This window comes from Kineococcus sp. G2, assembly GCF_037154035.1.
Taxonomy (GTDB): domain Bacteria; phylum Actinomycetota; class Actinomycetes; order Actinomycetales; family Kineococcaceae; genus Kineococcus.
Map to the genome: position 1 here is coordinate 167631 of NZ_JBBBEM010000030.1, position 23602 is coordinate 191232.

The 23602-nt window shown below is 73.2% G+C and carries 22 protein-coding genes; 3 read left to right on the plus strand and 19 right to left on the minus strand.

What is annotated here, in order from left to right:
• Positions 1-626: 626 nt before the first annotated feature.
• The 5 genes from V9U69_RS06750 to V9U69_RS06770 all read right to left on the minus strand — a co-directional run bounded on the left by V9U69_RS06750 (position 627) and on the right by V9U69_RS06770 (position 5589).
• Complete coding sequence (locus tag V9U69_RS06750; protein WP_442907625.1) at positions 627-1712, minus strand: L-idonate 5-dehydrogenase; 1086 nt, start codon at positions 1710-1712, stop codon at positions 627-629.
• The gene (locus V9U69_RS06755) at positions 1712-2482 is read right to left on the minus strand and encodes an SDR family oxidoreductase (RefSeq protein ID WP_442907641.1); all 771 of its coding nucleotides are present in this window, start codon (positions 2480-2482) and stop codon (positions 1712-1714) included. Before V9U69_RS06755 ends, V9U69_RS06750 begins: the two co-directional genes overlap by 1 nt.
• A 128-nt stretch (positions 2483-2610) precedes the next feature.
• Entirely contained in the window at positions 2611-3354 is a 744-nt protein-coding gene (locus tag V9U69_RS06760; protein ID WP_337060651.1) for a 4-carboxy-4-hydroxy-2-oxoadipate aldolase/oxaloacetate decarboxylase, read from the minus strand.
• Entirely contained in the window at positions 3351-4106 is a 756-nt protein-coding gene (locus V9U69_RS06765; protein WP_337060653.1) for an SDR family oxidoreductase, read from the minus strand. Before V9U69_RS06765 ends, V9U69_RS06760 begins: the two co-directional genes overlap by 4 nt.
• Before the next feature lie 145 nt (positions 4107-4251).
• Entirely contained in the window at positions 4252-5589 is a 1338-nt protein-coding gene (locus V9U69_RS06770) for an MFS transporter (protein WP_337060655.1), read from the minus strand.
• Positions 5590-5833: 244 nt separating this feature from the next.
• Here V9U69_RS06770 and V9U69_RS06775 point away from each other — a divergent pair, with 244 nt between their 5' ends.
• Positions 5834-6826 carry a LacI family DNA-binding transcriptional regulator gene (locus V9U69_RS06775; protein WP_337060657.1) on the plus strand — a complete coding sequence of 331 codons (993 nt, stop codon included), beginning with the start codon at positions 5834-5836 and terminating at the stop codon, positions 6824-6826.
• Positions 6827-6950: 124 nt separating this feature from the next.
• Here the strand turns inward: V9U69_RS06775 and V9U69_RS06780 are convergent, their stop codons facing one another.
• The 7 genes from V9U69_RS06780 to V9U69_RS06810 form a co-directional block, all read right to left on the minus strand.
• Positions 6951-7868 (minus strand): D-isomer specific 2-hydroxyacid dehydrogenase family protein, encoded by a 918-nt coding sequence (locus tag V9U69_RS06780; RefSeq protein ID WP_337060659.1) that lies wholly within the window; start codon positions 7866-7868, stop codon positions 6951-6953.
• A gap of 180 nt (positions 7869-8048) precedes the next feature.
• A complete protein-coding gene (locus V9U69_RS06785) occupies positions 8049-8267 on the minus strand; it encodes an acetyl-CoA carboxylase biotin carboxyl carrier protein subunit (protein WP_337060661.1) in 219 nt (72 codons plus the stop codon).
• Entirely contained in the window at positions 8264-9598 is a 1335-nt protein-coding gene (locus V9U69_RS06790) for an acetyl-CoA carboxylase biotin carboxylase subunit (RefSeq protein ID WP_442907642.1), read from the minus strand. The genes V9U69_RS06785 and V9U69_RS06790 overlap by 4 nt, the downstream gene beginning before the upstream one ends.
• Before the next feature lie 89 nt (positions 9599-9687).
• Positions 9688-10917, minus strand: a complete 1230-nt coding sequence (locus tag V9U69_RS06795; RefSeq protein ID WP_337060664.1) for an aminotransferase class I/II-fold pyridoxal phosphate-dependent enzyme — start codon at positions 10915-10917, stop codon at positions 9688-9690.
• Positions 10918-11081: 164 nt separating this feature from the next.
• The gene (locus tag V9U69_RS06800) at positions 11082-12173 is read right to left on the minus strand and encodes a biotin-dependent carboxyltransferase family protein (RefSeq protein WP_337060666.1); all 1092 of its coding nucleotides are present in this window, start codon (positions 12171-12173) and stop codon (positions 11082-11084) included.
• Positions 12173-12835 carry a 5-oxoprolinase subunit B family protein gene (locus V9U69_RS06805; protein ID WP_337060667.1) on the minus strand — a complete coding sequence of 221 codons (663 nt, stop codon included), beginning with the start codon at positions 12833-12835 and terminating at the stop codon, positions 12173-12175. The genes V9U69_RS06800 and V9U69_RS06805 overlap by 1 nt, the downstream gene beginning before the upstream one ends.
• 1064 nt (positions 12836-13899) lie before the next feature.
• Entirely contained in the window at positions 13900-14688 is a 789-nt protein-coding gene (locus V9U69_RS06810) for a LamB/YcsF family protein (RefSeq protein ID WP_337060668.1), read from the minus strand.
• Positions 14689-15040: 352 nt separating this feature from the next.
• Here V9U69_RS06810 and V9U69_RS06815 point away from each other — a divergent pair, with 352 nt between their 5' ends.
• The gene (locus V9U69_RS06815) at positions 15041-15955 is read left to right on the plus strand and encodes a LysR substrate-binding domain-containing protein (protein WP_337060669.1); all 915 of its coding nucleotides are present in this window, start codon (positions 15041-15043) and stop codon (positions 15953-15955) included.
• Between the two features lie 147 nt (positions 15956-16102).
• Here the strand turns inward: V9U69_RS06815 and V9U69_RS06820 are convergent, their stop codons facing one another.
• From V9U69_RS06820 to V9U69_RS06850, 7 genes are all read right to left on the minus strand, one after another.
• Entirely contained in the window at positions 16103-16978 is an 876-nt protein-coding gene (locus V9U69_RS06820; protein WP_337060670.1) for an alpha/beta fold hydrolase, read from the minus strand.
• A gap of 93 nt (positions 16979-17071) precedes the next feature.
• Positions 17072-17755, minus strand: a complete 684-nt coding sequence (locus V9U69_RS06825; protein WP_337060672.1) for a Type 1 glutamine amidotransferase-like domain-containing protein — start codon at positions 17753-17755, stop codon at positions 17072-17074.
• A gap of 104 nt (positions 17756-17859) precedes the next feature.
• Positions 17860-18576, minus strand: coding sequence for a M15 family metallopeptidase (locus V9U69_RS06830; RefSeq protein ID WP_337060674.1), 717 nt, complete (start codon positions 18574-18576; stop codon positions 17860-17862).
• Between the two features lie 103 nt (positions 18577-18679).
• Positions 18680-20233 (minus strand): hypothetical protein, encoded by a 1554-nt coding sequence (locus V9U69_RS06835; protein WP_337060675.1) that lies wholly within the window; start codon positions 20231-20233, stop codon positions 18680-18682.
• Complete coding sequence (gene ppk2 / locus V9U69_RS06840) at positions 20233-21099, minus strand: polyphosphate kinase 2 (protein WP_442907643.1); 867 nt, start codon at positions 21097-21099, stop codon at positions 20233-20235. The genes V9U69_RS06835 and ppk2 overlap by 1 nt, the downstream gene beginning before the upstream one ends.
• Positions 21100-21217: 118 nt before the next feature.
• Positions 21218-22036 carry a nitroreductase family protein gene (locus V9U69_RS06845; protein WP_337060677.1) on the minus strand — a complete coding sequence of 273 codons (819 nt, stop codon included), beginning with the start codon at positions 22034-22036 and terminating at the stop codon, positions 21218-21220.
• Positions 22037-22039: 3 nt separating this feature from the next.
• Positions 22040-22363, minus strand: coding sequence for a hypothetical protein (locus V9U69_RS06850; RefSeq protein ID WP_337060678.1), 324 nt, complete (start codon positions 22361-22363; stop codon positions 22040-22042).
• A gap of 148 nt (positions 22364-22511) precedes the next feature.
• Between V9U69_RS06850 and V9U69_RS06855 the strand changes: the two genes are divergently transcribed.
• Positions 22512-23543 (plus strand): tyrosine-type recombinase/integrase, encoded by a 1032-nt coding sequence (locus tag V9U69_RS06855; RefSeq protein ID WP_337060679.1) that lies wholly within the window; start codon positions 22512-22514, stop codon positions 23541-23543.
• Positions 23544-23602 lie beyond the last annotated feature (59 nt).

Genomic DNA, 23602 nt, shown 5'->3' on the forward strand with positions numbered 1-23602 from the left:
TCACGCCCATCTGCGCCCGCCGACGACAGGGACCGCCGCCGCGGCCAGGAGACCTCGTGAACCGATCGTGCGTTGGCCACGGCTCTCGGGTGATCGCCGTGGACGAGAAGTTGCACCGGGGGAAGCGATGTGCGCATCCGCGTCCGCGATGCCCTCTCCCCGGACGGCTCGGCCGCGCCGGTCGTTCACCGCCGAGTTCACCGCCGAGTTCAGGCCGGGATCGTGCAGCGGTGCCGCGTCGGCGATCGCGGCACCGGTCAGGTCGCCCGCGACTTCGAGCTGACCGAGACCGCGGTGCGGGAGCGGGTCCGCGCCGCCGACCGGTAGGACGGCGGCGGCTCCGGGACGGGGCGGTGCTGCTCCCTTCCGCAAGGCCCTCTCGGACGACGGCCCTGCGGCCGTCGGTGCACGGCCCGGTGAGCACCGCTCACCTCCGAGCAGTCAGCGCCCTCGACCGCGGTGGCGCTGGTCGTCGCGACGACGGGCGTACAGGCCGTGCGGGTTGCGCCGCTGCCCCGCCGCTCCTGGCAGGCCACCGCACTGCACGGCGGCCGTCACCGCGCCACCCGCCGTCGCACCCCGGGGAGCGACCGCCTCGCAGCGTGTCGACGGGCCGCTCAGCGCGGTCAGAACCGCAGCAGGACCTTGCCGGAGGCGGCCGCGTCACGAGCGACGTCGAAGGCTTCCCCGGCTTCAGCGACGGGGTACTCATGGGTGATCACCTCGTCCACCCGCAAGGACCCGTCGGCCAGCGCGGCCAAGACGTCACCCATCTCGTCGACGAAGCGGAAGCTGCCGCGGATCTGCAGCTCCTTGGTGATGGCCGGCGCCAGCGGCACGGAGACGTCGCCCGGCGGCAGCAACCCCACCAGCACGAGGACCGCGCCGCCCGTCGAGGCGCCCACGGCAGCGGTGAAGCCGTGCGGTGAGCCGGAGGACTCGAAGGCGAGGTCGACACCGAGCGCGGCGACGGCCTCGCGCTCGGCGGCCAGGACGCCTCGGTCGGCGCCCAGGGCGATCGCGCGCTGCAGAGCGCTGGCGTGCACGTCGGTGACGGTGATGTGCCCGGCCCCGGCGCGGCGCAGGACCGCGACGGTGAGCAGGCCGATGGGCCCGCACCCGACCACCAGGACGCGCCGCCCGCGCACGTCGCCGGCCTGGCGCACCGCGTGCCAGGCCACCGAGGCGGGCTCGGCCAACGCGGCGGCGCGCAGGGGCACCGCGTCGGGAACCACGCGCAGCATGCTGCTGGCGATGGTCAGGTGCTGGACGAAGGCGCCGTCGACGTGCGGGACGCGCGCGGCGCTGCCCAGGTAGGTCGCCGCCGAGGAGAGGTTGGGGCGGCCCGCCGGGTACGAAGCGCCGGGGTCGACCGAACCGCCCGGGTGCACCGCCACGCGCGTGCCCGCCACCGGCCCGGAACCGTCGGCCGCTGCCACCTCGACGGTGCCGACGACCTCGTGGCCCAGCACCATCGGCGCGCGCAGGATCGACTCGCCGGCCTTGCCCTCGGCCACGTAGTGCAGGTCGCTGCCGCACACGCCGCCGTAGGCGATGCGCACCACGGTCTCGTGCGGTTCGGGCGTGCGCGCGGGGCGTTGCTCCACGCGCAGGTCCCCCACCCCGTGCACCACGACGGCCAGGTTCGTGCCTGCTGCGCCGCTCTGCGCTCCCGGCGCGTCCGCGGGGCTGCTGATCACGGTACTGGTCATCACAGCACCGCCAGCATGCCGCCGTCGACGTGCAGCGTCTGCCCGTTGACGAAGGCGGAGGCGTCGGAGGCGAAGAAGAGCAGAGCGCCGATGAGGTCGTCGGTGCGGCCCCACCGCCCGGCCGGGGTGCGCCCTTCGACCCAGCGGCTGAAGTCCTCGTCGGCGACCAGAGCGGCGGTCAGCTCGGTGGCGAAGTAACCCGGGCCGATGGCGTTGACCTGGATGCCGGAGCCGGCCAGGTCCGCGCACATGCCCTTGGTGAGCATCTTCAGCCCGCCCTTGGTCGCCGAGTAGGGCGCGATGCCCGGGCGCACGGCTTCGCTCTGCACGGAGAGGATGTTGATGATCTTCCCGTGGCCGCGGGTCTGCATGCGGCGGGCGACGGAGCGGCCGACGTAGAAGGCGCTGGAGAGGTTCACCTCCAGCATGCGCTGCCAGTCCTCGTCGGAGAACCGCGTGAACGGTGCGCGCTGCTGCATCCCGGTGTTGTTCACCAGCACGTCCACGGCCACCCCGTCGGCTTCCAGGGCGGCCACGGCCCGCTCGACGGCGGCGGGGTCGGTGACGTCGAAGGCGCACGGCACCGCCCGCGTCCCCGGGCGGGTGGCGGGGTCCTCGTTCAGCTCCTCGGCTGCGGCCTCGGTGGTGCCCGGGTCGCGGCCGTTGACCACGACGGTGCAGCCGGCCGCCAGCAGGCCGGCGGCCAGGGCGCGGCCGATGCCGCGCGTGGAGCCGGTCACCAGGGCGGTGCGTCCGCTGACGTCGAACAGCGAGCTGGCACCCGTGCCCGATCCGGCCGCCGTGCCGGCGTCCGCAGCGCTGGCGTCCGCAGCGCTGGCGTCCGCAGCGCTGGCGGCCGTGCTGCGCTGCGGTGTGGTGCGCTGCGGTGTGGTGCTGCTCACCAGCCCCGCCCCGGCAGGTCGGTGGTCATCCCCTTGGCCTCCAGGACGTGCTCCAGTCCGCACAGGTCGATCGTGGTGCGCCCGGCCCGGTACAGCTGCACGAGCTCGGCCTCGTGCTCGTCGCGGCGCTGCGAAGCGGTGGTGGCCTCTTCGACCTCCTCGCGGCGCACGACGACGACGCCGTCGGCGTCTCCCTTGAGCACGTCGCCGGGGCGGACCGTCTGCCCGCCGATGGTCAGCGGCTGGTTCAGCGGCCCCAGGGTCTCCTTGACGGTGCCCTGGATGCTGATGCCGGCGGAGAAGATCGGCAGGCCCAGGGCGCGCAACTCGGCGGTGTCGCGCACGCTGCCGTCGGTGATCAGGCCGGCGATGCCCTTGGCGGCGCAGGCGCTGGCCAGGACGCCGCCGAAGATGCCGGCCTCGGTGAACTGCGCGGTGCTGACCAGCAGCACGTCACCGGGCTGGGCGTAGTGGATGGCGACCTGCAGCATGAGGTTGTCGCGCGGGGCGCACACCACGGTGAAGGCCGAGCCGACCACGGTCATCTCCCGGTCGATCGGCTTGATCGAGGAGGCGAGCGCACCGCGGCGGCCCTGCGCCTCGTGGATGGTGGCCGAGGAGTACAGCCCCAGACGGGCGATGGCCTCGGGTTCGGCGCGCTCGATCCTCGTGGTGACGTGAGGAGGGGGCGAGGCCTTGAGCGTGGGCTGTTCGGTGGCCTTGTCGGCGAGGGTGGTCATGCGGTCCTCCGGTCGAAGGTCAGCCCGCCGGGGACCTGGAAGGTGGGCATGATCTCGATCATGCCGAGGTTCACGTGGCGGGGGGCGTTCAGGGCGAAGTCGACGGTGGCGACGATGTCCGCCGTGGTCAGCGACTCGTAACCCTCGTAGTAGGTCTGCCACGCCTGCTGCATGGCCTCAGGGGTGCCGCCGAGGTTGCGGCCGAAGATCTCGGTCTCGACGCGGCCGGGGCAGATCTCGGTGACGCGGATGCGCTTGCCGACGGTGTCGTTGCGCAGCTGCCGCGAGATCTGGTGCACGGCGGCCTTGGTGGCGTGGTAGGCGGTGTGCCCGAAGAAGTTGTACACCCCGGCGATGCTGGAGATGTTCACCACGTGCCCCAGGTCGCGTTCGACCATGCCGGGCAGGAACATCCGGGTCAGCTGCAGCACCGCGCGCAGGTTCACGTCCACCATGGCGTCCAGGTCGGCGCGGGTGGAGTCCAGCACGTTGCCCTGCCGGCTGACGCCGGCGTTGTTGACGAGCACGTCGACGGGCAGGGAGCCGATCTCGGCCTCGACCGCGTCGGTGTCGGTCAGGTCCACCGAGTGCGGGATCGCACCGGTGCGCTCGGCCAGCTCCTTCAGGCGCACCTCGTCGCGGGCCACGGCGTGCACCGTCAGGCCCTGCGCGGTGAACTTCTCGACGATGGCTGCGCCCATCCCGGTGGAGGCACCGGTGACCAGGGCGGTGGAGTAGTCGCTGTACGTCATGCGTCCTTCTTCGTCGAGATCTTCGAACGGTTCTTCAGGCGGTGGGGGGATCGGCTGCGGAGCGGCTGTGGACCGGGTCGTGAAGCTGCGCCCGGGCCCCTCCGGTCAGGTTCGTCCAGGTTCGTCCAGGTTCGCTCGGCGCACCTCAGGCGTCGCGCAGCGGCTCGTGGGCGCGGTCCTTGACGGTGGAGACGGCCGCCAAGGTCCCCAAGGCGGTGACGACAGCGTAGAAGGCGGGCATGTACACGTTGCCGGTGGTGCCGATCAGCCAGGTCATCAGCAGCGGGGCGGTGCCACCGAACAGCGCCGAGGAGATGTTGTAACCCAACCCGTAGGCGGAGTAGCGGATGCGCGTGGGGAACAGTTCGACGATGAGGATGTGGATGACCGCGGTGTGCCCGGCGAAGACGACGGCCATGGTGCAGGCACCGAGCACGGCCAGCAGGACCTGCCCGGTGGCGATCAGGGCGTAGGCCGGCACCGCGACGATCGCCATGGCGACCGCCGCGCCGGCGATGACCTTCTTGCGCCCGATGCGGTCGGAGAGAGCGCCCATGATCGGGATGGCGATGCAGATGGCCACCAGGCTGGAGGCGGTGACGATCAGCGCGGTGCCGATGCTGAAGCCGATGCGGTCGCCCTTGAGGAAGGTCGGCATGTAGGAGAAGAGCACGTAGTAGCCCGAGCCGTTCATCAGGGGGATGAACAGGGCCAGCAGCAGTGCGCGGCGGTGCTCGGGAGAGGAGAAGGCCTCGCGGTAGGGGTGGTGCGACAAGCCCCCCTCGGCCTTGATCTTCTGGAAGTTGGGGGTGTCCTCGAGCTCCTTGCGGATGTAGAAGCCGATGATGCCCAGCGGCACGGCCACCAGGAAGGGGATGCGCCAGGCCCAGGCGCCGAAGCCACCACCGTCGATGGCCTCCTCGGTCAACCACGGCGACATGAAGAAGGCCACCATCGTGCCGGTCAGCAGGGCCGCGAAGGAGGCGATCTGCGCCAGGGAGGTGTTGAAGCCGCGCTTGCCCTCCGGGGAGTGCTCGGCCAGGAACGTCATGGCACCGGCAGCCTCACCGCCGACGGAGAAGCCCTGCAGCATGCGCAGCAGCACCAGCAGGATCGGCGCGACCACACCGATGGCGGCGTAGGGCGGCAGCACACCCAGCCCGGTGGTGGCCACGCTGATCAACGCGATGACGGCCACGAGCATGCGCTGACGGCCGTAGCGGTCACCCATGAGACCGAAGAACACCGCCCCCAGGGGACGCACGAAGAAGGAGACCGCGTAGCCGGCGAAGACGAACACCAGCGCGGAGGTCTCATCGCCGCGCGGGAAGAAGACCAGGGCCAGCGCGGTGGCCATGAAGGCGAAGATGCCGTTGTCGTACAGCTCGACGAAGATGCCGATGCAGCCGGCGGTGAGGATCTTGCGGCGGCTGGGGGTGGCTGCGGCGGTGCGCGGTGCAGCGGTGTCGCTTTGAGCGCTCATGGCGGTCCTTCCAGGAGCCTGCTGAGATCGGGCCTCGGTGCCCGGGATGCGAGGACGCTAGACACTGCGTGCTTCGATTGCATTAACCAGTGCCCTCCCTTGCCAAGCTTGTGCCAGAATTGCCGTCACGCCCACCCCTGAGCTGCAGCGATGCAGGTGGCGAGCAGCCCATCATGGCAACTTCCGTGCCAGAAACCTTGCAAGGAGCACTGTGGCCATCCCTCCTCGCCGGCGTTCGCGCCAGGTGACGCTGACCGAGATCGCCGCCGCGTGCGGGCTGGCGCCCTCCACGGTCTCGCGGGCGATGTCCAACCCCTCGCGGGTCAACGCCGCGACGTACGACCGCATCGTGCGCAAGGCGCAGGACATGGGGTACCAGTCGGCCATGCTGCCCGGCAGGCACGAGCAGTTGGCCCGCGGCACGATCGCCCTGGTGCTGCCGAACCTGACCAACCCGTACAACCTCGACGTCATCCGCGGCAGCCAGGCGCAGACGCAGGCAGCGGGCTACCTGCACCTGCTGGTCAGCAGCGAGGAATCCGTGCAGGTGGAGAGCGACTGGCTCGCCGAGCTCAGCCGCACGGTCGACGCCGTCGTGCTGGCCACCCCGCGCGCCGAGGACGAGGTGCTCAGCTCCTTCGCCGACACGGTGCCGATCGCGGTGCTCAACCGCCGGGTCGAGGGCTTGTGCGGCATCGTCGTGGACACCCCGGCCGGCCTGTCGCAGGCGCTGGACTACCTCGTCTCGCTCGGGCACCGGCGCATCGCGTACGTGCGCGGGCCCATCGGCTCCTGGAGCGATCGGGTGCGTTTCGAGGCCCTGACCCAGCGGGCTGACGGGCACGGGGTCGAACTGCTGCCCGTCGGCCACTTCCAGCCCTCCTTGGCCGCCGGGGCCGCGGCAGCGGACGTGGTGGCCATGACCGCCGCCACCGCGGTGATCTTCTTCAACGACACGCTGGCGATCGGCGCGCTGGGACGTTTCCGCACCACCGGGGTGCGGGTGCCTGAAGACCTCAGCGTGATCGGCTGCGACGACATGTACGGCGCCTCCTTCACCGACCCCCCCTTGACGACGGTGACCTCTCCCGGGGAGCGGGCCGGACGCGCGGTCACCGACCTGGTCATCGGCCGCATCGGCTCCAAGGACCGCACCCGCCGCGTCGACCGGCTGGCCACGCACCTGACGGTCCGCAGCTCCACCGGCCCCGTCCCCGCTGACCGAGCACCGCTGTGACTGCACCGCCGCGTCGCCGGCCGAGCCGTCCACGCCGCCGTCCTCGAAGATCCCCCAGCTCGTCCGGAACCCACCGGTCACGCCGTGGCGCACCAGGACGGCGCCGAGGTGCCCGGGTGCGGCGTCAGTACCCGGCCTGCAGGTCGACGCGGCCGAGCAGGTCCTCGCCGGCGGCGAAGCGACGCACGTTCTCCTGCACCCGCTGCGCGTAGGCCGCCGACCGCAGCGCGGTGGGGTTGGTGCAGTGCGGGGTGATGATGCAGCGCGGCTGAGTCCACAGCGGGTGTCCGTCCGGCAACGGTTCGGGGTCGGTGACGTCGAGGGCGGCGCCGGCGATGGTGCTCCGCTCCAACGCGGCGACCAGGGCGTCGGTGTCGACCAGGGAGCCTCGCGCGACGTTGACCAACCACCCCTGCCCCCCGAGAGCTTCCAGCTGCTCGGCACCGACGAGCGCCCGGGTCTGCGTCGTGGCGGGCGCGGCCAGGACGACGTGGTCGGCGGCGGCGAAGGCCTCGTCGACGCGGTCGGCGGGCAGGGTGCGCGCAGCGCCCTCGACGGCGAGACCGCGCCGGGTGACGGCCAGCACCTGCGCACCCAGACCGGTCAGGGCCGGGATCACCGCCCGACCGATGCCACCGGCACCGACGATCGCCACCGTCGCGCCGTGCAGGGTGCTCTGCGCGCCGTCCAGTGCCGCGGTGTCCCAGCTCGTGCGGCGGGCCGCCACCCCGATCCCCCGCACGCCGGCCAGCAGCAGGGCCACGGCGCCTTCGGCGACCGCGCGCGAGTAGGCACCTGCGGCGGAAGTCCACGTGCGCGAGGTGTCCAGGACCCCGCTGCTGACCCAGGACTCGATGCCCGCGGCGGGCAGCTGCACCCAGCGCACGGAGCTCGGCAGCTGCGGCAGCTCGCCGTGGCCACCGTCGACCACGACTGCTTCAGCATCGGCCAGCGCGACCACCTCGCCCCCGCCGCGCTCGACCGCTGCGACCAGTCGCGCGCTCTCGTGCGGACCGATGTGGATGGCCGGGGTGCTCGACATGCGTGTTCCTCCAGGGTTCAGCTCGACACGGGACGTCTACGAGGGGTGTGAGGGGTTCGGCGGGTGACCGCCGAACCCAGCGACGACAGGTGGTCTCGAAAGCGGTGCCCGGCACCGGTCCCCCAGCCCTCTGGCCCACCCGGCCCGCTCACCTCCGGGCGGGCGCCGGTCCCTCCGCGCTCAGCTGTCGGCGAGCACCGCGATGACCGCGCCTTCGGCGACGTTCTCACCGGCCACCACCCGCAGCTCGGTCACCACACCGGACGCCTCGGCGTTGACGGGGATCTCCATCTTCATGGCCTCCAGCACCGCCACGACGTCCCCGGGCGAGACCGTGTCGCCCACCGCCACCTCCACGCGGTACACGTTGGCTTCCATGGGGGCGAGCACTTCGCTCATCGGGCTCTCATCCTCTCGATCACTCCGGTGTCGTAAGCACCGGAGACGAACTCGTCCTCGTCCAGCAATTCGCTGAAGAAGTCCAGGTTGTGCTTGGGGCCGACGATCCGGAAGGCCTTCACCGCCCGCCGCGCCAGCTCCAGGGCGCCGGCACGGTCCTCGGCGTGGACGATGACCTTGGCCATCAGCGAGTCGTACGCCGGGGTGACCCGGTTGCCGGCGCGGTAACCGGCATCGACGCGCACGCCTTGCTCGACCGGCTCCTCCCAGACGGAGATGGTGCCCGGGCCGGGCAGGAAACGCTGGGGGTCCTCTGCGTTGATGCGCAGCTCGATCGCGTGCCCGCCGGGCGCGGCAGCGGCGTCGAAGGCGACGTCGAGCCCGGCGGCGATGCGCAGCTGAGCCTCCACCAGGTCCAGACCGCAGGTCAGCTCGGTGATGGGGTGCTCGACCTGCAGGCGCGTGTTCATCTCCAGGAAGGAGAAGTCACCGGTGGCCGCATCCAGCAGGAACTCCACGGTTCCGGCACCTCGGTAGTCCACCGACTGCCCCGCCAGCTGGGCAGCGTGCAGCATCCTGGCCCGCAGGTCCTCGTCCACAGCCGGGGAGGGCGTCTCCTCCACGAGCTTCTGGTGCCGGCGCTGCACGGAGCACTCCCGCTCCCCCAACGCCAGCACCCGCCCGTCGGCCAGCCCCAGGATCTGCACCTCCACGTGCCGAGCACGCTCGACGAAGCGCTCCAGCAGCACCGAACCGTCACCGAAGGACCGCTCGGCGAACTGCGTGACGCGCTCCACGGTGCTGACCAACTGCTCCACGTCGCGCACCACCGCCATGCCCATGCCGCCACCACCGGCAGCGGCCTTGACCATCAGGGGCAGACCGATCCGCTGCGCCTGCGCGAGGGCGTCGGCACCGGTGACGGGGGTGCGGGTTCCGGCGGCCACCGGCACCCCGGCAGCGGCCATGAGGTTGCGGGCGGCGATCTTGTCCCCCATCGCGCGGATGACCTCCGGGGAGGGCCCGACCCAGGTCACGCCCGCGTCCAGGACGGCCTGGGCGAAGTCGGCGTTCTCCGACAGCAACCCGTAGCCGGGGTGCACCGCCTGCGCTCCGCTGGCGCGCACCGCGGCCAGGACCTTGTCCACGTCGCGGTAGGTCTCAGCCGCCGAGGTGCCGCCCAGAGCCACCGCCTGGTCCGCTTCGCGCACGAACGGCAGGTCGGCATCGACGTCGGAGTGCACGGCGATGGTGCGGATGCCCAGCCGCTCGGCGGTGGTGATGACGCGCCGGGCGATCTCGCCGCGGTTGGCGACCAGCAAGCTCCTGATCGGGAACGCGCCGGCGGCAGCACCGGTACCGGTGGTGCTGGCGGTGGTGCTGGCGGTGGTGCCGCCGGCCCGGGGGCTGGTGGAGGTGGTCACGACAGTGCCTCCACCACGCGCGCCAGGCGCGCCAGGGCCTCGTCGATGACCTCCTGGGAGGTGGCGAAGGAGACGCGGAACCAGCCCGGGGCGCCGTAGGCGGCGCCGTGGATGACGGCGACCTGCTCGGAGTCCAGCAGGAGCGCGGCGAACTGCTCGTCGGTGGCGATGACCTGCCCGTCCGCGGTGCGCTTGCCCAGCACGTCCTGGCAGGAGACGAAGGCGTAGAAGCCTCCGCTGGGCACCAGGCAGGAGAGCCCTTCGATGCTCCGCACGGCCGCCACGACGGCATCGCGGCGCTCGCGGTAGACCGCTGCGGTGCGCTCGACGAAGGACTGATCGCCGGTCAAGGCCTCCACTGCGGCCCACTGGCTGATCGAGGAGGGGCAGGAGGAGGTCTGCGACTGCAGCGTGTTGATCGCTGCGATCAGCTCGGCGGGGCCGGCGGCCCAGCCGATGCGCCAGCCGGTCATGGCGTACGTCTTGGACACGCCGTTGGTCAGCAGGACGCGCTCAGCCAGCTCCGGCGCCACCGCCAGCAGGTTGCTGGCCGGCTCGGCTTCGAACCACACCTCGTCGTAGATCTCGTCGGTGAGCACCAGCACGTGCGGGTGCTCGGCCAGCACATCGGCTAGGGCGCGCAGTTCGCCGGCGCTGTAGGCGGCGCCGGTGGGGTTGCCCGGGGTGTTCAGGATCAGCCAGCGGGTGGCGGGGGTGATCGCCTCGCGCAGGGCTGCGGCGGTCAGCTTGAAGCCGTCGGCGGCGCGGGTGGGCACGATGACGGGGGTGCCGTCGTTGGCCTTGACCATGTCGGGGTAGGAGACCCAGTACGGCGCGGGGATGAGCACCTCGTCGCCGTGGTCCACGGTGGCGCTCAGCGCCAGGAAGATGACCTGCTTGGCGCCTCCGCCGACGGTGACGTGTGCCGGGTCGTGCGCGACACCGGTGCGTGCGGCGATCCTGTCGGCGACGGCGGTGCGCAGCTGCGGGATGCCGTTGACGGGGGTGTACTTCGTCCTGCCCTCGGCGATGGCCCGCACGGCGGCCGCTTTGACGTTCTCGGGGGTGTCGAAGTCCGGCTCGCCCACCGTCAGGTCCCAGACCTGACGGCCCTGGGCGCGCAGGTCGCGAACCTTCTGCACGGCCACCGAACTGGGCGAGGTGGCGATGCGCTGCAGGCGTTGGGCCAGCCGGGTACCGCTGGCCTGGAGGGTGCTCTGGCTCATGGGCTCTCCTTCGAAACGTCGAGCAGACGGCTGCTCGACGGGTGCTGCTCGACGGGTGCGGAACTGCTGGCAGGTCATCGCCGGCCCACGGGGAGGACCGGCTGCCGACCCGACGGGCAGGGCCGGCTCCGGACCCCGACGGGACCGGGACGGGGTCGGTGCGCTCAGGTGAGCGGTGCGTCGACGTGCCGCAGCGCGCGGGTCACCTGGGCGCGCAGCGCGTCGACGTCGGCGGCGACCTGCAGCAGCTCGGCTCGGGCGGTCTCGACGTCGGTGCGCTCGAAGCGCACGCTCTGGCCGGGCCTGATCTGGGCGGCCGCGTCCTGGGCCGAACCGGTGAGCACCGCCAGCACCGGGTAGCCGGCGGTGATGCCGCGCCCGCGCATCAGCACGAGCAGTTCATCACCGGCCGGAACCTCGACCGCTCCGATGGGTACTCCGCGGGAGAGCACCTCGCCGGTGGCGGTGCGCCGGGGCACCGGTCCGGCCAGGCGGGCGCCGACGTGGTTGCTGCGCGGGCTGAGCTTGTAGGTGCCGCTCTCCAGCGCGCTCAGGCCACCGTCGAACTCGTGCACGTCGGGGCCCTCGACGATCTGCAGCACGACCTCACCGGCCTCGGTGCGTCGCGGCAGGCGTACCGGGGCGCTGACGGCCTGCCACGGTGCCTGCTGCAGGGCGTGGGCCACTGCGTCGGTGTGCACGTGCACGGTGGCGCCGGTCGTCAGCGTGCGCCCGAAACCCAGCATGATGTCCGGCGCGCAACTGCCCATCAGGCGAGGCGCCTCGATCGCACCGCGGACGGCGACGTAGTTGCGCAGGCCGTTCTTGGCCGGGCGCACCACCAGCGCCTGCCCGGCCGGCACCAGCAGCTGGGTGTGTCCGGCGACGGCAGCGCCGTCGATGAGGACTTCGGCACCGGCGCCGGTGACGGCGACCAGCAAGGGGGCGCTGGAGGAGAGCGTGACGCCGAAGGCCGTCACCTCCAGCAGCGGCGCGTTCGCGGGGTTGCCGACCAGGACGTTGGCGACCGTGGCGGCGTACTGGTCGAGCGCTCCGTTGACCGACAACCCCTGGCTCGGGCCGCGAAAGCGCCCCAGGTCGGTGATGACGCTGGGTCCGGCCGCGACGACGTGCACCTCCTGCCGCGTCGTCGCCGACGGCGCCTGCTCCTGCGCGGGCGAGGCGTGCTGCTCATCGGCCGGCTGGTCCATCCGCTGCTCGATCGACTGGACCTGCTGCGTGGGCACCTGACTCATCACGCGGACACCTCCTGCAGCAACCACCCGTCGCACTTGTCGAACTCGTCAGGGCGCAGGCGCACGAAGCGCACCCGGTCACCGGCGGCGTAGGGCACGCCCTCGTCGACCGTGCGGCCCAGCAGGTACACCGGCGTACGCCCGATCTGCCGCCAGCCGCTGGGAGCTGCGACCGGGCCGATCACCGCCTGCCTCCCGGCCAGGGAGACCGCACCGGCCGGCACGCGCAGTCGCGGGTCCTGCAAGCGCGGGACCGGGCCGGGCAGGACGGGCCCGTCCAGCATCGCCGCGGCGGCCGGGCCGCCCAGGCAGCGCAGGGTCAGCTCGGTGCCGCACACGCTGTTCACGATGGCTTCGGCAGTGGTGTCCAGGTGCTCGGCCAGCCACGGCAGGTCGGGGGCGTGCTCACCCTCGAAGCAGGTGGGGATGCGCCAGGTGCGCGGGGTGCGTGCCGGCGCTGCGGCACCGCGTCGCAGACGCGCGTCCAGCGCGTGCACCTCGTGCTCGACGCCGACGTGGTCGGTGACGACCGGGTCGAAGTCGATGAGGATCGCGTCGTAGGTGGGGATGGCTGAACGCACCCCCGGCACGGCGCCGTCGTTGAGGGCGCCGGCCAGGCGGTGCACGCGGCGCCAGACCCGTTCGCTGTCGTCGCCGTGCACGCCGACCCGCAAGGCGGCCTCGGCGCACAGCGCGATGCGCAGCGCCTCGTCGGCCGGGTCGTGCCCACCACCGCTGGAGGTGCCGGTGCTGGAGGTGCCGGTGCTGGAGGTGCCGGTGCTGGAGGTGCCGGTGCTGGAGGTGCCGGTGCTGGAGGTGCCGGTGCTGGAGGTGCCGGTGCTGGAGGTGCCGGTGCTGGAGGTGCCGGTGCTGGAGGTGCCGGTGCTGGAGGTGCCGGTGCTGGAGGTGCCGGTGCTGGAGGTGCCGGTGCTGGAGGTGCCGGTGCTGGAGGTGCCGGTGCTGGAGGTGCCGGTGCTGGAGGTGCCGGTGCTGGAGGTGCCGGTGCTGGAGGTGCCGGTGCTGGAGGTGCCGGTGCTGGAGGTGCCGGTGCTGGAGGTGCCGGTGCTGGAGGTGCCGGTGCTGGAGGTGCCGGTGCTGGAGGTGCCGGTGCTGGAGGTGCCGGTGCTGGAGGTGCCGGTGCTGGAGGTGCCGGTGCTGGAGGTGCCGGTGCTGGAGGTGCCGGTGCTGGAGGTGCCGGTGCTGGAGGTGCCGGTGCTGGAGGTGCCGGTGCTGGAGGTGCCGGTGCTGGAGGTGCCGGTGCTGGAGGTGCCGGTGCTGGAGGTGCCGGTGCTGGAGGTGCCGGTGCTGGAGGTGCCGGTGCTGGAGGTGCCGGTGCTGGAGGTGCCGGTGCTGGAGGTGCCGGTGCTGGAGGTGCCGGTGCTGGAGGTGCCGGTGCTGGAGGTGCCGGTGCTGGAGGTGCCGGTGCTGGAGGTGCCGGTGCTGGAGGTGCCGGTGCTGGAGGTGCCGGTGCTGGAGGTGCCGGTGCTGGAGGTGCCGGTGCTGGAGGTGCCGGTGCTGGAGGTGCCGGTGCTGGAGGTGCCGGTGCTGGAGGTGCCGGTGCTGGAGGTGCCGGTGCTGGAGGTGCCGGTGCTGGAGGTGCCGGTGCTGGAGGTGCCGGTGCTGGAGGTGCCGGTGCTGGAGGTGCCGGTGCTGGAGGTGCCGGTGCCGGAGGCGCCGGCCGCCGCGTCCTGTGCGAGGACGGCGCCGGCTCCACTGCCGACGGGGTTCACGCGCGCCCTCCCTCGGCGCGCACGACCTCGCTCATGCCCACGAGCTGCACACCGGCCTCGGCCAGCGCCGAGCGGATCTTGGCGGCGGCGTCCAGGGCGTGCGGGCCGTCACCGTGCAGCAGGACGGCGTCGACCTCGACCGGCACCGGGCGCCCGCTGATCGACTCCACCGTGCCGTCGACGACCATTCGGACCGTGCGCTGGACGATCTGATCGACGTCGTCGAGCACCGCGCCGGGCTGGGAACGCGGCACCAGCGTGCCGGCGTCGGTGTAGGCGCGGTCGACGGCTCCGACGACAGCGGTGGCCAGGCCGCGCTGTTCAGCGAGGTCCTGCATCACCCCGGCGGTGACACCGAGCACCAGGGAGGGGTCGAAGGCGGTGATCGCATCGGCCAGCGCGCCGGCGTAGTCGGCTCGCTCTCCGACGAGGTTGCCCAGCTTGCCGTGGGGCACCACGTGGGTGACCCGGGTGCCGTGCGCACGCGCGAAGGCCGAGAGCGCTCCGATCTGGTAGAGGACGTCGGTGCGCACCTCCTCGGCGCTCAACTCCATCGCCCGCCGCCCGAAGCCGACCAGGTCCGGGAAGCTGGGGTGGGCGCCGACCTCCACGCCACGCTGTGCGCACCGGCGCACGGTGGCATCCATCACCCGCGGATCGCCGGCATGGAACCCGCAGGCGATGTTCGCGCAGGTGACCAGCTCCAGGAGAGCCGCGTCGTCCCCCATCGTGTAAGGGCCGAAGCTCTCGCCCAGGTCTGCGACCAAGCTGACGACGGGAACCATGGGGCACTCCTCTCGAAGGTGTCGGCGACTCGTCCCCGAACTGTCGACGACTCACCGCTGTTTCGTCCGTGGCGCCTCGACGGCGACTGCGCGGGTACCCGACGGGCATCCAGCAGCGCCCAGCTGACGCGCACCGCCGCTGCGGTGTGGCGGTGCTCGAACGCTAGACGCCCGGCGCGCTGCCACCGACTTCGCCGCCACTCAGCTATGGCACCATCTCGACACGCGATGGCTGCGAGGCGGTCGCCCGGGCCAGGGCGGCGGCGACGACGCAGCGAGGACCAGAGGGAACGGCGGCAGGACGCCGCAGGGCGAGGAGTCGCGAGCACGCGGCGAGCAGGGGGGAGCAGAGGTGGAGACCCGCAAGCTCGCCTCGTTCGTGCGCACCGTCGACGCCGGCAGCATCACCGCCGCCGCGCAGTCCCTGCACCTGGCTCAGTCGGCACTGAGCTCGCACATCGCCAGCCTGGAGAAGGACTTCGGCGTCGCGCTGCTGGTGCGCGGGCGGCGGGGCATCGAGGTCACCGACGAGGGGTGGTCGCTGTACCGCTACGCCCAGGGCATCCTGCGGCTGGAGCAGGCTGCACACCTGGACCTGAGCAACGAGCGGCAGGTCACCGGCCTGGTCACCGTCGGCCTGGCCTCCTACAGCATGGCCGGCAACCTGTCGGCTCCCCTGCTGCGCGCAGTGCGCGAGGAGCACCCCGGCATCACCCTGCACCTCGTCGAGCACCTGACCATGATCATGAGCCAGGCGGTGAAGCTGGGACAGGCGGACATGGCGGTCATCTACCGCACCGGACGCATCGACGGCGTGAGGTTCACCGAGGAGATCACCGAGGACCTCGTCCTGGTCGCAGGGCCGGCGTCCCCTGCGCTCCCGGCCCGCCGAGACGGCATCGCCCTGGAGGCTGCCAGTCGCTTGGAGTTCGTCCTGCCCGACCACCAGCACACCGTCCGGCAACTGCTCGAGCGCAGGTTCCAGGCGGCCGGGCTACCGCTGAGGGTCGTCGCCGAAGTCGAGTCGGTGCACGTGCTGCGCGAAACCCTGGCCAGCGGACCGGAGGTGACGGTGCTGCCGGCCTCAGCCGCCGCCCGCCTGCTCGGCGGCTCCCCCACCGCTTACCGCAGCGTGCGCCTCGCCGGGGGCCTGCAGGCCACGCTGGCTCTGTGCACTCCCGAAGGGCCGGCACGCTCCGAAGCTGCAGCTGCGGTAGCCGCAACGCTGCAGCGCCTGATGTGGGCAGCACGAGCCGGGCGGGACTGACGAGCGCGACGTCCCCAGCACCGCCGCGACGTGACCGATCCACCCGCACGACGTCGCCGCGGTGCTCGCGGGGACCGCGCGCGGGCGCAGCGACCGGCGACCACCGAGCACACCCCGCTCCGGCACACCCCGGCGTCCCGGGACGCTTCAGCGGCGGACCTCGTGCACGCGCCGCACCCACCGCGCCACGTGCTCGGCCACGAACCGCGGGTCCGTCAACGGCAGCATGTGCCCCTCACCGCGCAGCGTGACCAGCTCCCCGTCGGGCAGCGCACCCACCAGCCGCTGCGCCTCCTCGTCGCCGACCTCCGGGTCGCGGGCACCGTGCAGCACCAGCGCCGGCACGCGCAGCTCGTCGGCGAACCGCTGCCCGTCGCTGCCGACGCTGGCCAGCGCGGTGCGCGCCAGCGCCACCGGCCGGGTGCCCAGGAAGTCGTCACGCACGCGCGCGACCGCCTCCTGCGGGGCGTGGGAGGTGAACGCGACCCGGCGCACCACCCGGTCGGTGAGCGCCTCCACGGGCCGGATGGTGCGGCCGACCACCACGACCCCCTTGAACACCTTCAGCCACCCGGTGCGAAGCACCGCCTCGGCGCGCTCCGGCAGGTGCCGGGCGGGCAGACCCGGCGCCGTCACCGCGGAGGCACCGGAACCGGCGAAGACCGCACCGGCCACCCGCTCACCGCCGCAGTGGTGGGCGTGGGCGGTGATGACGCCGCCGCCCAGGCTGTTGCCGACCACCACGGCACCGCGCCCGTCCGGCACGCAGTCGCGCAGCACCGCGTCCAGGTCCAGCGCCTGCGCACGCATCGAGTAGTCCCCGCTCCTGGCGTCACCGCTCTGCGCGTGCCCGCGCAGGTCGTACGCCACGACCCGGTGCTCACCGGCCAGCAACCCCACCACCCGCTCCCACGAGGACGCGGACAACCCCAGCCCGTGCACGAGGACCACCACCGGAGCCTCCTCCGGTCCCCACGCGTACCGGGCCAGGCGGGTGCCGTCGAAGGACGCCGTGTCGCTCACGCGGTGCTCTCCCCTGCTCGTGCTCACGTCCCGCGGGCGACCTGGAGCGCCCGGCAGCTCAGCACCGGCACCACCACCCGCGGCCCGCCCACGCTAGCCGCGTCCCGCGCTCCCGCCACCCCGGTGCCCGGCCGGCACCCCGGGCAGGACCAGGCAGCGCCCCTCGCCGACGACGCTCACGGCGCCCCCGTCCACCAGCACGGCCCGGCCGTCGCCCAGGGCGTACGTCGTGTGCGCGAACCCCGCCACCGCCTCGCGCACCACGTCCTCGCCGGCGGAGGGGAACCACGGCGAGTCCAGGTGCGGCTGCACCAGGAAGTCCACCAGCCCCAGACCCGTGCCGTCCCCCGGGCGCTCCTGCACGGACCGGCTCAGGCGCAGGTGCGGGCCGGTCACCATGCTGCCCGCGCTGACACCCACGTACACCCGCTCCCGCAACAGCTCCTCCAGCGCTCCCGCCAGGCCGCTGGCGCGCACCTGACGCAGCAGGTGGGTGGTGTCCCCACCCGTCACCGCCAGCACGTCCGCCTCCTCCAGCCGCGCCCGCCACACGGCCGGCTCCAGGGCGGAGACGTCCACGACGTCCACCTGCGCGAACCCCGCGCGCTGGAAGTTCACGTAGTCCGCGATCAACCACCCCTTGTCACCGGGCACCACGTTGGCCGCCGTGGGCACCACGGCCAGCGCCAGCGACGACAGGGGACGGCGCGCCAGGGCGGCCACGGCCGCGCACGACCCCTCGTTCACCAGACCCGCGGAGGTCAGCAGGAGCCTCATGCCCCGAAAGGTAGGGGCCGCGCACCGGCAACGGCACGCGCACCGGCGCTCGCGGGCACCCGCGACCGGGCGGACCGGGGCCTCAGCTCACCGCAGGAGCGTCCTCACGCGGTGAACGTCCAGTGCCACGACTCGCGCGGCACGTTCTCGCTGAACCCGTACTCGTCCGCGTGCTCCCGCATCCACGACAGCGCCCGGCCGCTCAGGTCCAGGTCCAGGCTCAGACCCCAGCCGTGCTCGCTCGTGCCCGGCTTCGCCGCCAGCCCGCCCTGCGAGTACAGGCCCTTGCGGCGCGCCAGGTCGACCTGCTGGTCGTAGGAGCGGTACGAGTCCGTCACCCCGAACGTCACCCCGTCGCGCGCCGCCGCCGCCCGCATGCGCTCGAACGCCTGCGCCGCCGGCGCCCACATGCGGTGCGAACCCACCCCGATGCCGCTCAGCGCAGCGGCCGGCACCTTGCCGTTGCCGTACCCCGCCAGCTCCAGCGGCACCCCGGCGGCGTTGCGGGCGCCCGCGGTCGACGGCGTCCCCGCCACGGCAGCCGCACCGGCGGCACCGGCCGTACCAGTCGTGCCCGCCGCGACCGGCACCCCGGACACCAGACCCCCACCGCCCGCCCGGTCGGCGAGACTGCGCGACAACGCCGACGCGAACGCCACCCCCGACGAACCGTCACCCGACGTCGTCACCGCCGACCCGGCCGACGTGGCACCGGACGCCGCACCCGCGGCACCGGTGCCACCGACCCCCGCAGGCTGCAGGGACCCGATGAGCGCCTGGATCTCCGCGATGCGCGAGACGACACCGCTGATGCCCTCCACCGCCGACCGCCCCCTCCGGCTCCGCGACGGGCACCTCCCGTCCTCCCCGAACGGCTCGACCGCCACGGCCGCCGACTTGAGCCCGACGCCCGCCCCTGGGCCCTCACCCCTGCGCGGGCCGCAGCACCAGCTCCCCCGGCGTCCGCCACGTCCCCGCCGTCGTCGACCACGACGGCAGCCCCGCCGCAGCCGTCCCCGGGCCCGTCCACGCCAGTTCCCACGGCACCGGCCGCGGCGCACCCACCTCCCGCCGCGCGTAGTTCAGCTCCAGCAACGCCCCCAGCACCGGCCCCGCCTGCGCGATCCGCCGCTCCACCAGCGGCTGCAGCACCGCCGGGTCCGAGAACGCGTCCACCACCTCGCACCGGCAGGCGTACGCCAGCGTCCCGATCTCCCCCGGCGCCGCCACCCGCTCGTCCCCCACCAGCACCCCGACGTCCGCACCGATGCGCCGGTACTCCGCCGGCGTCGCGAAGTTGCCGAACACCGGCGGGTACGCCCACGGCAACGGCCACGCCGCTGCAGGCACGCTCACCCCCAACCCCACCGCCGCGGCGACCCCCGCACCCACCAGGGCACCGCGCGCCACCGGACCGCGCGCACGCCTGCCCAGCAGCACCCCCACCCCCAGCACCGCCACCACCGACAGCGCCACCAGCGGCGGCACGTAGTACCACTGGTACGGCGGCACCCCCAGCACGCTGTACACCGCGAAGTACCCGACACCCCCCAGCCCCAGCCCCACCAGCGCACCGGCCCCCACCGGCACCCGCCGCCGCAGCACCGCCACGACCAGCACCCCCAGCACCACCACACCCACCACCGCCGGCACCACCGCCACCAGCACGGTCCCCGGCGTGTTCAACGCGTAGTGCGTCCACAACCCCCGCAGGTACGTGCGCCCCTCCCCGAACGAACGCTGCAACGTCTTGATCACGAACGTGTCCGGGATCGCCGACCCCAGCCACCACCAGCTCACCGCGAACCACGGCAGCGCCACCCCCGCGCACGCCAGCACCGCCACCGGCAACCGCCGCCGCACCCCCGCGCACGCCAGCGCCAGCACCACCACGAACACCACCACGTCCAGGCGCGCCAGCAACCCCGCCCCCGCCGCCACCCCGAACAGCACCGCCCGCCCCGCCACCCCCGCCGCCAGCAACCCGGCGACGCAGGTGAACACCAGCACCACCTCCAACCCCAGCGCCGAGGCCAGGAACGGGTTCAGCAGCACCACCACCAGCGCCAGCGCCGGCCACCCCGCCGACAACCCCCACCGCACCGCCACCCGCTGCAGCCACCAGCCCGCCAGCGCCCCCAGCACCGCGGTCAGCACCCCCAGCGCCAGCACCGGAGAACCACCCACCGGCCGCACCAGCACCGTGAACACCGCCAGCAGCAGCACGTTCAGCGGCGACGTCGCCGCGTTCGACGTCATCCGCGGCGTCAGACCCCAGTGCCCCGACTCCGCCAGGTTCCGCGCGTACGCCAGCGTGATGTACGTGTCGTCGATCAGCCCGTCCGACGCCGCCCAGCTCACCCCCGCACCCAGCAGCGCACCGAACCCCGCCACCACCCACGCCCCGGACCGCGCCGGCACCGCCCCCGGACGCACCGCCCCGGCGCTCGCCGCCGCGCGCCCGGCCGCGGCCGGCATCAGTCCTCCACCGGCACCGGGCGGCGGTCCGCCTCCAGGATCGAACGGGCCCCCACCACCAGCGCCGGATCCGGGCGACCCACCACGTCGGTGTCCTTGCCGTCGTAGTCGAAGCGGTCGAGCACCACCCGCATCGCCTCCAGCCGCGCCCGCTTCTTGTCGTTCGTGCGGACCACCGTCCAGGGCGCGAACGGCGTGTCGGTCCGCTCGAACATCGCCTCCTTCGCCGCCGTGTAGTCGTCCCACCGGTCCAGGCTCGCCACGTCCATCGGACTCAGCTTCCACTGCCGCACCGGGTCGATCTGCCGGATGGCGAACCGCGTCCGCTGCTCCGCCCGCGTCACCGAGAACCAGAACTTCACCAGGTGGACGCCGTCGTCCACGAGCATCCGCTCGAACAGCGGCACCTGGTGCATGAACCGCTCGTACTCCTCGTCCGTGGCGAAGCCCATCACCCGCTCCACCCCCGCCCGCGTGTACCAGGACCGGTCGAACAGCACGATCTCCCCGGCCGCCGGCAGGTGCTGCACGTAGCGCTGGAAGTACCACTGCGTGGACTCGCGGTCAGAGGGCTTCTCCAGCGCCACCACCCGCGCACCCCGCGGGTTCAGGTGCTCGGTGAACCGCTTGATCGTGCCGCCCTTGCCGGCCGCGTCCCGCCCCTCGCACAGGACCACCAGGCGCTCACCGGTGGCCTTCACCCACTTCTGCAGCTTCAGCAGCTCGATCTGCAGCGCGCGCTTGGCCGGGTCGTACTCGGCCCGCGACAACCGCTGCGGGTACGGGTAGTCCTCCCGCCACGTCTCCACCGGGCGCCCGTCGGCCCGCACCAGCACCGGCTCGTCCTCGTCGTCCAGCACTCGCATCCCCGCCGACGTCACCAGGTCGACCACGGCGCTCTCCCCTCCAGGCACTCCCGTCACGGACGCCGCGACGCTACGGCAGGGCCCCGCACCTCGGCACGCCCGAACGGCCCGCCCGACGTCACGACTCCCGCCCGGCACCCTCCACGGCGGCGTCCCACCCCGTCTGCGGCGTGTCGCACCGCTCCCGGAAGACGTACTGCGAGACGAGCTTGCGCTGGCTGCTCGACCAGTCGATCGCGGGCCGGCGCTGCTCCGGGGGCACGTACCCGATGCGGTAGACCGCCATCAGCTCCAGGTCCTCCGGCACGCCCAGCAACGCCGTGATGCGCTCCCACGCCCCCGCGACCTCCATGGGGAACGAGACGAACTGGATGCCCAGCCCCAGCTCCGTCGTGGTCAGCCACACGTTCTCCATCGCCGCCCCCATGCTGAACAGCGAGTAGAACGAGGACAGCTCTCCCGGCCGGTACTCCGAGCGGTCCAGCATCACGCCCATCAGCAGCGGCGAGCCCGCCACGAGCTTGCGGTTCTCCTCCCCCAGCGTCTGCGGCACGCGCAGCGCGTTGATCACCCGCTGACCGCGCCGGGTGAAGACCTGCGACGTGAACGGGCGCAACGGGGCGGGCATCCGGTCGAACAGCATGCCGGAACGCTCCCGCTCCATCTCCTCGGCGCTGAAGCGGAACCAGCGCTTGTAGCGCTCGAAGAAGGTTCCGCTGCCCATCGCCTCCGTCATGCTCTCGCCGCTGATGCGGGCGATCGCGTCGATCGTCTCCCGCGCCTCCACCAGCACGAACCGCCACGGCTGGCTGTTCAGCTGCGACGGTGCCCGCCCGGCCACCTCCACGAGGAGGCGTTGGTGCTCCGCGGAGACCGGATCGGGCAGGAACGGGCCGTTCGTCGTGCGTCGCCGGCGGATCGCCTCGAGCAGCTCCACGGTTCAGCCCTCCACCGGGGTCGCCAGCGCGGCCGCGTAGGCCGGCGCCGCCGCCAGCGCCAGCAGCACGTGTCCCCGCGTCCTCGCCGGCAGCACCGGGATCGCCACCAGCGGCAGCGCCACCGGCAGCAGGCGCCGCAGCGCCCGGTCCCGGCCCGCCGCCAGCTGGACCCCCGCCGCAGCCGTCAGCGCACCCGTCACGACGTACACCGCGTGGTGCACCCAGCGGTGAGCGGAGGTGTCGAGCCGACGGGTGGCGACCGCGGTGCCGAGGGCGCAGTTGACCGCGTAGCTCACGGTGGCCGCGGTGAGGAGGGATCTGGACACGCCGGGCATTCCACCACGCCCCGCCCCACCGACCACTCGACTGTTCTCCTCTCGGTCTTGGTGTCCCCACCTTTTGTTTTTTACTAATTTACCCGTGAGAACCGCATTTTCTCTTGAGTTGAGACTGCAGGAGAAGTAGGGTCGGTCCATGACCGCTCGTGGTGACGACGGCGAGGAGTCCGCTGTGGACTGGGACCCGCCCACGGCCCCGCCGCCGGAGGCCACCGACCCCGTCTCCCTGGAAGCGTGGTTCGTGGGGCTCCCCGCGTCGCACCGGGACGGCCGCGCACCCGCCACCTGGCGGGCCTACGCCGGGGACCTCGCCCACTTCGCCGGCTGGTGCCTCGCCGAGCACCGCCCGGCGCTGCCCTCCGACGGCCCCACCGTCGCCGCGTACCTGGAGGCCCACGCGGAGCTGCTGACCCTGGCCACCCTGCGCCGGCGCCTGGCCGCCATCAGCGTCGCGCACAGCCTCGTCGGGATCGCCCGCCCCACCGCCGCCGACGAGGTGCACGCCGCGTGGACGCGCCTGCGCCGCCGGTACGGCCCCAGCCAGCGGGTCCGGCGCGTGGAGGCGGTGCTCACCCGCACCCTCGGGGACCTCGTCGCCCCCCTGCAGCCCGACTCCGTGATGGACGCGCGCGACCGGGCGCTGCTGGTGATGGGGTTCGCCGGGGCGCTGCGCCGCTCCGAGCTCGCCGCCCTCGACGTCGAGGACGTGACCCGCACCCCCGACGGGTTGCGCGTCGTGGTGCGGGGCCGCCCCGACGCCGCCGACAGCACGCGCAGCGGCGCCCGGCAGGTGGACCTGCCCCACGGCAGCCACCGGGAGACCTGCCCGGTGCGCTCCTGGGAGGCGTGGCTGGAGCTGTCGGGCGTGCGCACGGGAGCGGCGTTCCGCTCCATGACCAAGGGCGGCCGCTCGCTGAAGCCCCGGCGCATGACCGGTGAGGCGGTCGCCGAGGTCGTCAAGCGCCGGGCCGCGGCCGTGGGCATCGACCCGTCCACGGTGGCGGGGCACAGCCTGCGCGCCGGGTTCGTGACCTCGGCGGTGCGCTACGGCGTGCCCGAGCGCTCCATCATGCGCCAGAGCGGGCACCGCTCCCCCGCGTCCCTGGTGGCCTACTCCGAGGGGGCGGTCGTGCCGCAGGAGAACCCCGCCTCCCGCGTCGGCCTGTAGCCGCGAGCGCCCGCGCGGTGCCGCAGCGGTGCCGGACGCGCCGGGGGCCGGCACCGCGG

What these genes read in the sequence shown, in the direction of transcription:
- V9U69_RS06835 (WP_337060675.1), bottom strand. Translation starts at nt 20,233, where the DNA reads ATGCCGGCCGCGGCCGGGCGCGCGGCGGCGAGCGCCGGGGCGGTGCGT.
- V9U69_RS06825 (WP_337060672.1), bottom strand. Translation starts at nt 17,755, where the DNA reads ATGAGGCTCCTGCTGACCTCCGCGGGTCTGGTGAACGAGGGGTCGTGC.
- V9U69_RS06800 (WP_337060666.1), bottom strand. Translation starts at nt 12,173, where the DNA reads ATGAGTCAGGTGCCCACGCAGCAGGTCCAGTCGATCGAGCAGCGGATG.
- V9U69_RS06750 (WP_442907625.1), bottom strand. Translation starts at nt 1,712, where the DNA reads ATGACCAGTACCGTGATCAGCAGCCCCGCGGACGCGCCGGGAGCGCAG.
- V9U69_RS06765 (WP_337060653.1), bottom strand. Translation starts at nt 4,106, where the DNA reads ATGACGTACAGCGACTACTCCACCGCCCTGGTCACCGGTGCCTCCACC.
- V9U69_RS06855 (WP_337060679.1), top strand. Translation starts at nt 22,512, where the DNA reads ATGACCGCTCGTGGTGACGACGGCGAGGAGTCCGCTGTGGACTGGGAC.
- ppk2 (WP_442907643.1), bottom strand. Translation starts at nt 21,099, where the DNA reads ATGCGAGTGCTGGACGACGAGGACGAGCCGGTGCTGGTGCGGGCCGAC.
- V9U69_RS06785 (WP_337060661.1), bottom strand. Translation starts at nt 8,267, where the DNA reads ATGAGCGAAGTGCTCGCCCCCATGGAAGCCAACGTGTACCGCGTGGAG.
- V9U69_RS06810 (WP_337060668.1), bottom strand. Translation starts at nt 14,688, where the DNA reads ATGGTTCCCGTCGTCAGCTTGGTCGCAGACCTGGGCGAGAGCTTCGGC.
- V9U69_RS06760 (WP_337060651.1), bottom strand. Translation starts at nt 3,354, where the DNA reads ATGACCACCCTCGCCGACAAGGCCACCGAACAGCCCACGCTCAAGGCC.
- V9U69_RS06795 (WP_337060664.1), bottom strand. Translation starts at nt 10,917, where the DNA reads ATGAGCCAGAGCACCCTCCAGGCCAGCGGTACCCGGCTGGCCCAACGC.
- V9U69_RS06780 (WP_337060659.1), bottom strand. Translation starts at nt 7,868, where the DNA reads ATGTCGAGCACCCCGGCCATCCACATCGGTCCGCACGAGAGCGCGCGA.
- V9U69_RS06770 (WP_337060655.1), bottom strand. Translation starts at nt 5,589, where the DNA reads ATGAGCGCTCAAAGCGACACCGCTGCACCGCGCACCGCCGCAGCCACC.